The sequence below is a fragment of the Pseudomonas sp. ef1 genome (assembly GCF_007293365.2).
Taxonomy (GTDB): domain Bacteria; phylum Pseudomonadota; class Gammaproteobacteria; order Pseudomonadales; family Pseudomonadaceae; genus Aquipseudomonas; species Aquipseudomonas siliginis.
The window spans coordinates 5,137,843-5,151,046 of record NZ_CM129815.1 but is presented as its reverse complement, the minus strand read 5'-3'; the positions used below and the strand labels follow the sequence as shown (position 1 = coordinate 5,151,046).

Here is a 13,204-nt window from a genome sequence, read left to right as displayed (position 1 = left end):
GTTGGTCGGGCTGATTATTTGCCCCAGATTGTCGCTTTCAGGCACGAAGTATTCATTTACGACAATATCGCGACTTACCGGCTCAAGCCTGGCGCGCGGTAAAGGATGAAGAGAGCAAACGTTTGCTCACCATCTTGGGCTCGAACGAGGTTTGGCCCATTTGTGCCGCGAAGGCTTCGAGCAGATCAGTCTGTTCGCTTTTATCCAGGGTCAGCTGCCCGGTCATGGGATCGACCAGCTCGAGCTGCCACGCCATCAAGGTCAGGCAGTCGCGTAACGCATCGAGGGCCTGCTCGTGCAGATCGACGTGGTCATGCTGCAAATTGAGCAGGCTGTAGATGTGCAGGGAAAACTCGGAGATCGCTTCCAGCGCCAGTGCTTCGGCCCGGCCGGCCAGCTTCAGCAGAGTGCCGAGCATGCAGTCGATGGCATCCTTGTCATTGCTGATCAGTTGCAGATGGCTCAGGCATTCTTCGGACTTGGCGAGAAGCGTTTCGGCCTCGACCAGAAATTCGGGGAAGCGTTGCGCCCAGTCTTTACGGTCGATTGGCATGTTCATCTCCACCACGTCGTGTTGGTTGACGGATGGCCGTGTGTGGCGACGATCGTGAATCGTCGGCAGATCGCGCCCGGCGGTGCAGGTGCACGGACCGAGGGGTTCCAGAGGGTGGGTTGCCACTGAATTGCGATCGCACACAATAGCCTGACTCCGTTCATGCAATGAGAATGGCGTCACAGTAATGGCTATTGGAAATGGCGAATATCAGGTTGGGCCTGATTGATCCTAGGGGAATCCCTTAGGCGCGGGAACCTAACGTGCAAACCGAGGTCGCGCCGCAATGAATCTAGCAGATGAAATCACGAATGCCAGTAAAGCATGATGTCAGTGTGACATCAATGGCCGTTTGTGGCATTTTTAGCGACGCGCTTTACAGCAATCAAGATTAGCTGAATGCAGCCGATAAACCCCCATAGTGAATTCATCAGAACAAGCCCAGGAGTCATTGATGGCCGGCATTCTCGACACGGTAGACCAACGCACGCAACTGGTGGGTGAGAATCGCCTGGAAATCCTCATGTTTCGCCTGGCAGGACGCCAGCTGTTCGCGATCAACGTGTTCAAGGTTCAGGAAGTGCTGCAACTGCCCAAGCTGACCCTGATGCCGCAGCGTCATCCTTTCGTCTGCGGCGTGGTCAATCTGCGCGGGCAGACATTGCCGGTGATCGACCTGTCCCAGGCAATCGGCATGCGCCCACTGGTGCCGGGCCCGAACAGCACGATCATCGTCACCGAATACAACCGTTCGGTGCAGGCCTTCCTCGTCGGCGGTGTCGACCGCATCGTCAACATGAACTGGGAAGCCATTCTGCCGCCGCCGACCAGTGCGGGTCGCCAGCATTATCTGACCGCGATCAGCAAGGTCGACGATCAACTGGTGGAGATCATCGACGTCGAGAAAGTCCTCGCTGAAATCGTCCCGTACAACGCCAAGGTCTCGCGGGAGAAACTCGACGATCCGGTACTCGAGCGCGCGCGTGGCCGCGAAGTGTTGCTGGTGGATGATTCCAACGTGGCGCTTTCGCAATTGCGCGATACCCTCGGCCAGCTCGGGGTGAAAATGCACATTGCCAGCGACGGTCTGAAAGCCTTGAACATGCTCAAGGCCTGGGCCGATACCGGCGTGCACATGACCGATAAACTGCTGATGATCTTCACCGATGCGGAAATGCCGGAAATGGACGGCTATCGCCTGACCACGGAAATTCGCAACGACCCTCGCCTGCGTGGCTTGTACGTCGTGTTGCACACCTCGCTTTCCGGCAGTTTCAACGACTCGATGGTGAAGAAGGTCGGTTGCGACAACTTCCTCTCCAAATTCCAGCCGGACAAACTGGTCGACGTGGTGCGCCAGCGTCTGATGCTCGACGCCGTGCCGGCCTGAAACACGCACATCTTGCTTCCTGTGGGAGCGAGCCTGCTCGCGAAAGCGCAGGGTCGGACACATTGATGGTGAATGTGCCGGCCTCTTCGCGAGCAGGCTCGCTCCCACAGAAGTGTATTTACATTAATGACGGCTTTGATTCGGTATTGAAGCTCGTATAGGGTGGCGTTTTTCCATCAGGGAGCTGGCCATGCTGCGTCTGAGCGCGCTTTATCGTTACCCGTTGAAATCCGGCAAGGGCGAAATGCTGCAAAGCATCGAGCTGGACAAGCTCGGGCTGGTGGGCGACCGACGCTGGATGCTGGTGGACGAGGCCAGCGGGCGCTTTCTGACCCAGCGTGCCGAAGCGAAGATGAGTCAGTTGTCGGCGTTGTGGAATGTCAGCGGCGGTCTGACCCTGAGCGCTCCCGAGCAGGGTACTATCGAGGTCGCGCTGCCCACGGCCGACGCCGAGCTGCGCGGTGTGACGATCTGGCGTGACACCCTGCGTGTGCCGGACGCCGGTGATCAAGCCGCGCGTTTTGTCAGCGACTTCCTCGGCAAGCCGACACGTCTGGTGCAAATGCCACTCGAGCGGGCACGCACCACGCAGTCGGGTTTCGGCAAGGATGACGATCAAGTGGCGTTCGCCGACGGTTATCCGTTGCTGCTGATCGGCGAAGCCTCGCGGCTGGCACTCTCGGAAACGGTAGGGCGAGAGCTGGAGATGCTGCGCTTTCGCCCGAATCTGGTCATCGAAGGCAGCGCGCCTTACGCCGAGGACAACTGGAAGCGTATTCGCATTGGCGACATCGAATTTCGCGTGGTCAAGCCGTGCGCGCGTTGCATCATGACCACTGTCGACCCGCAAACCGGTGAGCGTAGCGCCGATCGCGAGCCGTTCGCGACGTTACAGAAACATCGCTCAACCGCCGATGGCGCGATGTTCGGGCAGAATCTGGTCAACGACGGCAACGGCCGCCTGGAAGTCGGCATGCCGGTGGAAATTCTCGAATAGGTTGTCGCTGAAACGAAAAATGCCCGGGTCTTTTGGACGCGGGCATTTTTTTTGCGCAGTAAAACCGGCGGGATCAGCCGCGGTATTCGCACAGGTAAGCGGTATCAACGGCGACTTTCAGTTGGAACTTGCTGTTGGCCGGGACGTTGAACTGGCTGCCGGCGGCGAAGGTTTCCCAGTCGCCGCTGTCTGGCAGTTTTACGCTCAGCGCGCCGGAAACCACATGCATGATCTCGCGCTGGCTGGTGCCGAATTCGTATTCGCCCGGGGCCATGACGCCAATGGTCGCCGGACCTTCAGCGGTGCCAAAGGCGATCGACTTGACGGTGCCGTCGAAGTACTCGTTGACTTTAAACATGGGCGGATTCCTCGAAAAGGGCTTAAAAGGGGGCGGCCAGTATGCACAAGGCTTTTCGCGCCGTCACGCGTCTAGAGCGGCAGGACCAGCGGCAATAACCGTGCAGTATTGCGGGCATCTTCCAGCGCGCGATGTTGTTGGCCGTTGAACTGCATGCCCGCCAGCTGCAACGCTGCGTTGAGCCCCAGTGGTCGTTCCAGGCGCCGGGCCTTGGCGAAGCGCTGTTTGAGGTTCATGTGCGGGACTTTGCTCAGGCCGCTGTCGATGTTCAGGCGCTGCCACTCCTGGAGCAACTGCTGGCGATCGTAGCCGCCCCAACTGGCCCAGCCTTCAAGGCGAGCCTGATGCTGCGCCAGCCAACGCTCAAAGGCTGGCCAGACCTCGCTCAGCGGTTGTGCCGAATCGATGTTGGCTTGAGTGATATGCGTCAGCTCCCGACAGAACGACGTCAGCAATGGACGGCGGGTCGGTTTGACGAAGCGCTGGAAGTGATCCTGTTCGCGCCCGGCGCGGTCGACCAGGGTCGCACCGATCTCGATAATTTCCATCTCCGTGACCGGCCAGCCACCCTCGTCTGTGGTGGCTTCCAGATCTATGACCAGCCAATGGGGCATCGCAGGGTTCCTGATTTCCGCGTTCTGATTTATCAGAGCGTAGTCAAACCCCGCGCTTGTGCCTGGGCGACTACTCGACCTGCAACAGAACCTGACGATTTTTTACCTGATCGCCGATCTTCACTTGCACCCGTTTGAGCACGCCATCGATGCCGGCCTTCAGCGGATGCTCCATTTTCATTGCCTCCAGCACCACCAGCAATTGACCTTTGCTGACGGTACTGCCTTCGCTGACCAGCACGTCGACAATGGCACCGTCCATCGGCGCTTTGAGGGTGCCGGAAGCGACGCTGGTCTGACTGTCGATCGGCGCATGAGTTCGATCCTCCAGGCGCAGGCTGCCCGGATGGGTGAACAGCCATAGCTGACCATCGTGAAGACGGTAGGCATGACGCTGGCGCAGGCCGTCGATTTCCATGGTTACCGATTGCGCGGTGTGCTTGATGATTTTCAACTCCAGCGTGCGTTCGCCCAGCTGCACGACACATTCGCCGGATTTGCGCGCCAGCACCGACAGCGTCCAGTCCTGGTCGTCACTGCCGAGTCGATAGTGCAACGGCACGCTCGCGTTGTTGCGCCAGCCGTTCAGCGGGGCGCGATGGGGCAGGGCGCTGGCCTGATAGAACAACACCACAGCAATCGCCAGTTGCTCCGCCGTCGGCACAAATGGGTTAAGGCAGGCATGGCTGGAAAAATGTTCCTGGATGAAAGCGGTGCTGAAATCGCCGCTGATGAACTGCGGATGTTGCAACAGGCCCTCGAGCAAACGTTGATTGCTTTGCACGCCGAGCAGCACGGTGTCCTGCACCGCACGCAACAGCTTGCGCCGTGCCTCTTCGCGGGTTGCACCATGGGCGATCAGTTTGCCCAGCATCGGGTCGTAGAACGGGCTGACCCACTGGCCTTCAAGCAGACCGTGATCGATCCGTGCGCCGTGATCAGAAGCCGGCTGCCATGCGGCAATTCGGCCGGTTTGCGGGAGAAAATCCGCAGCGGGATCTTCAGCGTAGAGGCGCACTTCCATGGCGTGACCGTCGAGACGGATCTGCTCCTGGGTCAGCGGCAGCGGCTGGCCCTCGGCAACCAGCAGTTGCCACGCGACCAGATCGAGGCCGGTGATCATTTCCGTCACTGGATGTTCGACCTGCAGACGGGTGTTCATTTCCAGAAAGTAGAATTGCCCGCGCGCGTCGAGCAGGAACTCCACGGTGCCGGCGCCGACGTAATCCACCGCGCGCCCGGCCTTGAGTGCTGCTTCGCCCATGGCCTGGCGCAGCTCGGCGGTCATCACCGGGCACGGCGCTTCTTCGATGACTTTCTGATGGCGGCGCTGGATCGAGCAATCGCGTTCGCCGAGATAGACCAGATGCCCGTGCTGGTCGCCGAACAGTTGCACTTCGACGTGGCGCGGTTCGATCAAGGCCTGCTCGAGAATCAACTCGTCGCTACCGAAACCGTTCAGCGCTTCCGACCGGGCGGTGCGCAGTTGCGCCGCCAGGTCGCTGGCCTCGTGGACCAGGCGCATGCCGCGTCCACCGCCACCGGCGCTGGCCTTGATCATCAGCGGATAACCGATGCGCTCGGCTTCGGCCAATAGGGTCGCGTCGTCCTGCGCTGCTCCCTGGTAGCCGGCGATGCATGGAACCCCGGCCTCAAGCATGGCAATTTTCGACAGGCGTTTGCTGCCCATCAGTTCGATGGCTTTGACGCTGGGGCCGACGAAGATCAGCCCGGCTTCGGCGCAGGCGCGGGCGAAATCGGCGTTTTCCGAGAGAAAACCGTAGCCCGGGTGAATCGCATCGGCACCGCTGCGGCGGGCGGCGTCGATGATCGCCGCAATGTTGGGGTAGGACTGCTGCACCGGCGCCGGGCCGATATGTACGGCTTGGTCGGCCATTTGCACGTGTAGCGCATCGGCGTCGGCGTCGCTGAACACGGCGACGGTGCGATAGCCCAGCGCCTGGGCCGTGCGCTGGATGCGGCAGGCGATTTCACCGCGGTTGGCGATCAGGATTTTTTGGAGGGTGGGCATGATGGGGTTCCTGAAATGATAGCGGTGAATGGGATGGCCTCTTCGCGAGCAGGCTCGCTCCCACATTTGGAATGCATTTCAACCTGTGGGAGCGAGCCTGCTCGCGAAGCTTTTAGCTGACCCACCGAGGTTTGCGTTTCTGCATGAATGCCATGGTCCCCTCGATTCCCTCGTCTCCGGTCACCGCCGCGCTGAACCACTGCGCCGCCTCATTGAGCAATGCACTCGAAGGCTGCCCGGCGCTGGCCAATAACAATTTTTTCGTCATCGCATTCGCTTCCGGCGCGCAGCGCAGTACCTGTTGCAACACCTCGTCCAGCCGTTCTGCCAGCGCCTGGGCATCCTGTTCGACGAAATGCACCAAGCCCAGACGCTGTGCCTCAGCGCCATCGAAACGCGCCGCCGTCAGCGCGAGTCGGCGGGTTTCGGTCAGGCCGAGCCGTTGCACCACAAACGGCGCGATTTGCGCCGGGATCAGGCCAAGGCTGGTTTCCGGCAAACCGAACTGCGCCTGGTGATCGCTAATCGCAACATCGCTGACGCAAGCCAGGCCGAAGCCGCCGCCAAGCACGGCGCCTTGCAGCACAGTGATCAGCACTTGCGGCGTGTGTTGGGCTTGCTCCAGCAGCGCGCCAAACGCCCGGTTCAACTCGCGGTAAGCGTCCGCGCCCTGAGCCCGGGCATTGGCCATGTCCTTGATGTCGCCACCGGCGCAGAAATGCCCGCCGGCACCGCTGAGCACCAAGGCCCGCACTGTGCGGTCATCGTGCACCGCCGCCAGCACCGCGCGCAGTTCGGCGACCATTTGCAGGCTCATCGCGTTGCGGCTGTCCGGGCGGTTGAGGGTGATGTGCAGCACGCCACCATGCAGTTCCAGCAACAGCGAATGGCAATCGGGCAAGCTGCTCATTTCTTTTTCCCCGGCAGGATGCCCATCAGTTTGCAGATGATGCCCAGCATGATTTCGTCGGCGCCGCCGCCAATCGAGACCAGGCGCACATCGCGATAGGCGCGGGCCACCGGGTTGTCCCACATGAAGCCCATGCCGCCCCAATATTGCAGGCAGCTGTCGCTGACTTCACGGCCGAGGCGTCCGGCCTTGAGCTTGGCCATCGATGCCAGGCGCGTGACGTCCTGGCCTTTGATGTATTGCTCGGTGGCCTGGTAGACCAGGGCGCGCAGGCATTCGATTTCGGTCTGCAATTCGGCGAGGCGGAAGTGGATCACCTGGTTGTCGATCAGCGCGTTGCCGAAGGTCTTGCGCTCCTTGCAGTACTCGATGGTGCTGTCGATGCAATATTCCAGGCCCTTGATCATGTTCGCCGCGCCGAACAGACGTTCTTCCTGGAACTGCAGCATCTGCATCATGAACCCCGCGCCTTCATGGCCGATGCGGTTGCGCTGGGGCACGCGCACGTTGTCGAAGAACACCTGCGCGGTTTCCGAGCTGCGCATGCCGAGCTTGTCCAGGTGCGAACTGAGGCTGATTCCCGGGGTGTTCATCGGCACCATGATCAGCGACTTGTTGATGTGCGGCTTGTCGTCCGAAGTGTTGGCCAGCAGGCAGATGAAATCGGCGCTCGGCGAGTTGGTGATCCACATTTTGCTGCCGTTGATCACGTAGTCGTCGCCGTCCTTGCGTGCCGTGGTTTTCAGCCCGGCGACATCGGAGCCGGCGCCGACTTCGGAAACGCCGATGCAACCGACCTGTTCGCCCGTGATGGCCGGGCGGAGGAATTCTTCGCGCAATTCATCGGAGCCGAAGCGGGCGAGGGCGGGTGTGCACATGTCGGTCTGCACGCCGATCGACATCGGAATCCCGCCGCAATGAATGGTGCCGAACTCTTCGGCGGCGACAATCGAATAGCTGTAATCGAGGCCCATGCCGCCGAATTTTTCCGGCTTGGAAATGCCCAGCAGACCCAGGTCGCCGGCCTTGCGGAAAATTTCGTGGATGGGAAAGCGCCCGGCCTTTTCCCACTCTTCGACGTGCGGGTTGATCTCGTGCGTGACGAATTGGCGGACGGTGCGACGCAGGGCTTCGTGTTCCGGGGTGAAGATCATTGTTGTTGTTCTCCGTAGGATCCGTGGCGGTCAGAAGCGGCTGACGCCGAAGCTGTTGGGTTGCAGCGTGCGCATGTCGGCTTCGTGGCAGATATCCAGCAAGTAACCGAGCAGGGTGCGGGTGTCGCGCGGGTCGATCAGGCCGTCGTCCCACAGGTTGGCGCTGCCGTACAGTGCGGTGGACTGGCTGTCGAGTTTCTGCGCGGTCATCTGTTCGAGCATGTCGAGCATTTTCGGATCGGGCTCGATGCCGTCCTTGAGCTGTTTGGCTTCGGTAACGATGCGCAAGACCTTGCCGGCCTGTGCGCCGCCCATTACTGCCGTGCGGCTGTTGGGCCAGGCGAAGATGAAGCGTGGATCGAGCCCGCGCCCGCACATGGCGTAGTTGCCGGCGCCGTAGGAACCGCCGACGACAATGGTCAGTTTAGGCACCCGTGCGTTGGCCACCGCTTGAATCAGTTTCGAGCCGTGCTTGATCACCCCTTGCTGTTCCGATTCGGTGCCGACCATGAACCCCGTGGTGTTGTGGAAAAACAGCAGCGGCGTCTGGCTCTGGTCGCACAACTGGATGAACTGCGCCGCCTTGCTCGCACCTTGCGGGGTAATCGGGCCGTTGTTGCCGATGAAGCCGCAGGCGCGGCCCTGGATTTTCAGTTGGCCGCAAAGGGTTTGCTGATCGAACTCGCCTTTGAATTCGAGAAAGTCCGACTCGTCAGCAATCCGCGCGATGATTTCGCGCACGTCGTAGGGCTTTTTTGCATCGTCCGGGATCAGCCCGAGCAGTTCGTCGATGGGGTAGAGCGGTTCTTTGAATTGCGGCTCCGGCAGCCACGGCAACTGCTCGTTCCATGGCAGCATGCGCATGATGTCGCGGACCTGGCGTATGCCGTCAGCGTCGTTTTCAGCGAGATATTCGGCAGTGCCGGCGACTTGCGCGTGCATTTCGGCGCCTCCGAGTTCTTCATCGGTGGCCACTTCGCCGGTCGCCGCTTTGAGCAATGGCGGGCCGGCGAGAAACAGCTTGGCCTTGCCGCGCACCACCACCACGTAATCCGACAACCCCGGTTGATAGGCGCCGCCTGCGGTGGCCGAGCCGTGCACCACGGTGATCTGCGGCAAACCCATCGCGGACATGCGCGCCTGATTGGCGAAACTGCGCGCACCTTCGACAAAAATCTCCGCCGCGTAGTTGAGATTGGCACCGCCGCTTTCGGCGAGGGTGATCATCGGCAGTTTGTTTTCTCGAGCAATCTGTTGCAGGCGCAGGGATTTTTTCAGGCCGCTCGGCGAGATCGTGCCGCCCTTGATCGCGCTGTTGTTGGCGACCACCATCGCGCGGATGCCGCAGACATAACCGATGCCGGCAATCAGCCCGCCACCGGCCGAACTGCCGTCCTTGTCGTCATGCAACTTGTAGCCGGCGAGGCTGGCCAGTTCGAGGAACGGCGCACCGGGGTCGAGCAACAGGTTCAAGCGCTCGCGGGGCAACAGTTGCCCGCGTTTGCTGAATTTTTCTTTGGCTTCGGCGGCCTTGTTCAACAGGTTCTGTTCGAGCTGCTGCACCTGCTCGATGGCGGCGAGCATGGCCGCGCGGTTGCGCGCGAACGCTTCGCTGTGCGGATCGAGTTGCGACTGAATCTGCGCCATGGCTTATTCCTTGTCCTTGAGCACGTCAGGTAGATAGGCGCGGTGGAAACCATTGAACGATTCGCTGTGGCTGGCCTTGTGCAGCGGCCAGGCGCGACTGCCGAGGCTGGCGGCGCCGTCGATTTTCACTGTGGTGCCGCTGATGAATGCCGCCGCCGGGCTGAGCAGAAACACGATCGCTGCACTGACTTCCGATTCGGTGCCGATACGCTTGAGCGGCACATGCTCGCGCAGGGTCGGAATCACCGCTTTGAATGCGCCTTCGTAAGTGTCCATGCCGCTGGACGCAATCCAGCCCGGCGCCACGGCGTTGACCCGGACCCCGGCGTAACCTCACTCGAACGCGGCGGTCTTGGTGAAATTGTCCATGCCCGAACGCGCTGCCCCCGAGTGGCCCATGCCGGGCATGCCGCCCCACATGTCAGCGAGCATGTTGACGATGCTGCCGCCATGTTTGCTCATCGACTGGTTGAACACTTCGCGGGCCATCAGAAAGCCGCCGACCAGATTGGTCCGCAGCACGGTTTCAAAGCCCTTCTGATTGATCGAGGCCAAGGGCGACGGGTACTGGCCGCCGGCGTTGTTGACCAGGCCGTGGATCGGCCCGTGTTCGGCGATCAGCTCTTTGACCAGTTGCTTGACCGCTTCTTCATCGCGGATATCGCAGGCCTTCCAGTGCGCGCGGCCGCCGTCCTCGGTGATTTCGGCGGCGACTTTTTCCAGCTTTTCCGACTTGCGCCCGACCAGCAGCACATTGGCGCCGAGCGCCGCCAGTTCATGGGCGGTGCAGCGACCGATGCCGCTGCCGCCGCCGGTGACAATCAGGTTCTGGCCGCTGAACAGATCGGCGCGGAAAATCGACGCGTAAGCCATGCACACCATCCTCTAGTCGAGCTGTTCGGCGATGCTCTGCGGCACCGGGATCTGGATTTCCAATAGTTGCTGGGCGAAGGCTTTGCCTTGCGGGTCGATGCGCAGACTGGCGACACCGCCACCGCCGAGGGCGTTTTCCAAAAGAAAGTTGAGGCTGTGGGTGCCGGGCAGATACCAGCGTTCGACACGCCCGAGAACCGGATCGAGGACGTGCCGCATCCAGTCGACCACCACCGAAGGGGTCAGAGCTTCGGCGATCCACGGCAGGTAATCGGGATGGCGCGGCATCACGCCGATGTTGCTGTGGTTGCCCTTGTCGCCGGAGCGCGCCACCGCCAGTTTCACCAACGGCACACTGGCATCGGCGCGGCCCTGGGGTCTGGGTGGCTGATGGGCGAGCGGCAAATCTGCACTGTCCAGAGCCACCGGGTCGGGCAGGGCGCACGGATGGCGTTCGCCTGCGATGTCGACTTGCAGGGTGCAGGCGCTTTTATCGATGAGGAAAGAGAACAGACGGATGAGGGGGTATACGGTCGGACGACCGCCGACGATGCCGGTCAAACCCGGCGCCATGCCGGTCGCGGCCTGGGCGATCTCTCTGGAAAACAGTACCAGTGCGCGTTTGTCGGGATGGCGCACGGCGATTTTGATCACCACTTCACGGCTGTCGCGGCGCTGGCCGTGGGGGCCGTAGGTGGCTTCGCTGCCGAGCAGTTCGACATGGGTTTCGCTGTACGGCGCCCAGCCGCGCAGGCTGAACATCTCGGCGGTCTTGTCGATGATTGCCTGACTGACCCGCCGCGCCTTGTCCACTGCGTCGATGCCGGCCATCAGGCAACTGGCGGTGCAGCGAAAACCGTCCGGGTACGTGGCGCTGACCTTGTATTTGTCGGTGGGCGGCAGGCCTTTGGCACCGTGCACGTGCACGACGTTTTTGCGCTGTTGCTGGAGTTTGACCTGGCTGAAATCGCAGATCACGTCGGGTAACAGATAGGCCTGCGGATCGCCGATTTCGTAGAGCATCTGCTCGCCGACGGTCAGCGGCGTGACCAGGCCGCCGGAGCCTGCGGGTTTGCTGACGAGGAACTGGCCATCGGCGCTGACCTCGACGATCGGAAAACCGATGTGCTCGTAATCCGGCACCTCGCGCCAGTCGGTGAAATTACCGCCCGTGCACTGCGCGCCGCATTCGATGATGTGCCCAGCCAGTGCGGCCTGGGCGAGTTTGTCGTAGTCATGCCACGACCAGCCGAATTCGTGAACCAGCGCCGCACTGACCACGGCGCTGTCGACCACCCGGCCGGTAAGGACGATGTCGGCGCCCAGGCGCAGCGCTTCGACAATCCCCGGCGCGCCGAGGTAAGCGTTGGTCGACACGCACATACGCGGCAATGGGGCGCCGCTGAACATTTCCCGGATGTCGGCGGGGCTTTTGAGCTGTCCTTGCAGGTCGTCGCCGAGCAACACGGCAATCTTCAACTGGACCCCGGCCTGGTCGCAGGCCGCTTGCAGGGCCGCCGCGCAAGCCTGCGGATTGACCCCGCCGGCATTGCTGATCACGCGGATGTTCTGTTCGGACAGCTGCGTCAGCAGCGGCGCCAGCACTTCAACGAAGTCACCCGCGAACCCGGCCTGCGGGTCTTTAAGACGCGCACCAGCCATGAGCGACATGGTGATCTCGGCCAGATAATCGAACACCAGATAATCCAGGTTTCCGCCGGAGACAAGCTGGGCGGCAGCAGTGGAAGTGTCGCCCCAAAAAGCACTGGCGCAGCCGATTCGCACGGTGGTTGGCATTTTTATCTCCGACTCAGGGACCTGCGACAGAAGTGTCTGGAGGCTACCAAGCAAGCGCTTGGTTTGTAAACAGGCGAAACATTCTTCTGCCCAAGCGCTTGCTTGGTGCCCGCGCGCGGCTTAAATTGCGCGCAACCCTGCGGTTACAGGGGGCAACACACTGATCGACTGTAGGAGAGAACGGGTGGACGAGCAAAAAGCCCTGCGGGTCATGCGCGAACTGGTCGACCAAGGCCAGTTGACCGACCCGGACAGCGCCCGTGGCAAATTGCTGCAAGTGGCGGCTCACCTGTTTCGCAACAAAGGCTATGAGCGCACCACAGTGCGTGATCTGGCCAGTGCTGTGGGCATTCAGTCGGGAAGCATTTTTCATCACTTCAAAAGCAAGGATGAAATTCTCCGCGCGGTGATGGAGGAAACCATCCGCTACAACACCGCGTTGATGCGCGCAGCCTTGGCCGAGGCGAGCGATGTGCGCGAAAGGGTGCTGGCACTGATTCGTTGCGAGTTGCAGTCGATCATGGGCGGCAGTGGCGAGGCGATGGCCGTGCTGGTGTACGAATGGCGCTCATTGTCCGAGGACGGCCAGGCTAAAGTCCTCGCTTTGCGTGATGTTTATGAAGACATCTGGCTGCAGGTTCTGGGCGAGGCCAAGGACGCCGGCTTTATTCGCGGCGACGTTTTTATTACCCGACGTTTCCTTACCGGCGCACTGTCCTGGACCACCACCTGGTTCCGTGCCGGCGGCAGTTTGAGCCTCGATCAACTCGCCGATGAAGCGTTGATTCTGGTCCTCGAAGCGCGTTGAACGGTTGTCGGACCGGCCGGGAAACTGGCTAAGTCGGCGAAACCGCCTAGCTTGAATGCATTGATCGCTAT

General features: G+C 61.2%; 11 protein-coding genes and 1 pseudogene. 3 read left to right on the top strand and 9 right to left on the bottom strand.

The window, feature by feature from the left end; all coding sequences use genetic code 11:
* Window positions 1-82: 82 nt before the first annotated feature.
* A complete protein-coding gene (locus tag FEE99_RS23415) occupies window positions 83-553 on the bottom strand; it encodes a hypothetical protein (RefSeq protein WP_041478501.1) in 471 nt (156 codons plus the stop codon).
* A 454-nt stretch (window positions 554-1,007) separates the two neighbouring features.
* Here FEE99_RS23415 and FEE99_RS23410 point away from each other — a divergent pair, with 454 nt between their 5' ends.
* Window positions 1,008-1,943 (top strand): chemotaxis protein CheV, encoded by a 936-nt coding sequence (locus tag FEE99_RS23410; RefSeq protein ID WP_016770829.1) that lies wholly within the window; start codon window positions 1,008-1,010, stop codon window positions 1,941-1,943.
* Between the two features lie 190 nt (window positions 1,944-2,133).
* Window positions 2,134-2,940, top strand: coding sequence for an MOSC domain-containing protein (locus FEE99_RS23405; RefSeq protein WP_041478446.1), 807 nt, complete (start codon window positions 2,134-2,136; stop codon window positions 2,938-2,940).
* Window positions 2,941-3,013: 73 nt separating this feature from the next.
* Here the strand turns inward: FEE99_RS23405 and ppnP are convergent, their stop codons facing one another.
* From ppnP to FEE99_RS23365, 8 genes and pseudogenes are all read right to left on the bottom strand, one after another.
* Entirely contained in the window at window positions 3,014-3,298 is a 285-nt protein-coding gene (ppnP, locus tag FEE99_RS23400; protein ID WP_041478447.1) for a pyrimidine/purine nucleoside phosphorylase, read from the bottom strand.
* A 71-nt stretch (window positions 3,299-3,369) separates the two neighbouring features.
* Window positions 3,370-3,912 carry an exonuclease domain-containing protein gene (locus FEE99_RS23395; RefSeq protein WP_041478448.1) on the bottom strand — a complete coding sequence of 181 codons (543 nt, stop codon included), beginning with the start codon at window positions 3,910-3,912 and terminating at the stop codon, window positions 3,370-3,372.
* A 70-nt stretch (window positions 3,913-3,982) separates the two neighbouring features.
* Window positions 3,983-5,944 (bottom strand): acetyl/propionyl/methylcrotonyl-CoA carboxylase subunit alpha, encoded by a 1,962-nt coding sequence (locus FEE99_RS23390; RefSeq protein WP_064361227.1) that lies wholly within the window; start codon window positions 5,942-5,944, stop codon window positions 3,983-3,985.
* A 112-nt stretch (window positions 5,945-6,056) separates the two neighbouring features.
* Window positions 6,057-6,854: an enoyl-CoA hydratase/isomerase family protein gene (locus FEE99_RS23385; protein ID WP_041478450.1), complete on the bottom strand. Its 798-nt coding sequence runs from the start codon at window positions 6,852-6,854 to the stop codon at window positions 6,057-6,059.
* A complete protein-coding gene (atuD, locus tag FEE99_RS23380; RefSeq protein WP_041478451.1) occupies window positions 6,851-8,008 on the bottom strand; it encodes a citronellyl-CoA dehydrogenase in 1,158 nt (385 codons plus the stop codon). The genes FEE99_RS23385 and atuD overlap by 4 nt, the downstream gene beginning before the upstream one ends.
* Window positions 8,009-8,038: 30 nt before the next feature.
* Window positions 8,039-9,655 carry a geranyl-CoA carboxylase subunit beta gene (gene atuC / locus FEE99_RS23375; RefSeq protein WP_041478452.1) on the bottom strand — a complete coding sequence of 539 codons (1,617 nt, stop codon included), beginning with the start codon at window positions 9,653-9,655 and terminating at the stop codon, window positions 8,039-8,041.
* Between the two features lie 3 nt (window positions 9,656-9,658).
* Window positions 9,659-10,528, bottom strand: a pseudogene (locus FEE99_RS23370) (SDR family oxidoreductase).
* 12 nt (window positions 10,529-10,540) lie between these two features.
* Window positions 10,541-12,325 carry an acyclic terpene utilization AtuA family protein gene (locus FEE99_RS23365; RefSeq protein ID WP_041478454.1) on the bottom strand — a complete coding sequence of 595 codons (1,785 nt, stop codon included), beginning with the start codon at window positions 12,323-12,325 and terminating at the stop codon, window positions 10,541-10,543.
* 184 nt (window positions 12,326-12,509) lie between these two features.
* Here FEE99_RS23365 and FEE99_RS23360 point away from each other — a divergent pair, with 184 nt between their 5' ends.
* On the top strand, window positions 12,510-13,133 hold the full coding sequence (locus FEE99_RS23360; protein ID WP_041478455.1) for a TetR/AcrR family transcriptional regulator: 624 nt from the start codon (window positions 12,510-12,512) through the stop codon (window positions 13,131-13,133).
* The last annotated feature ends 71 nt before the right edge of the window (window positions 13,134-13,204 follow it).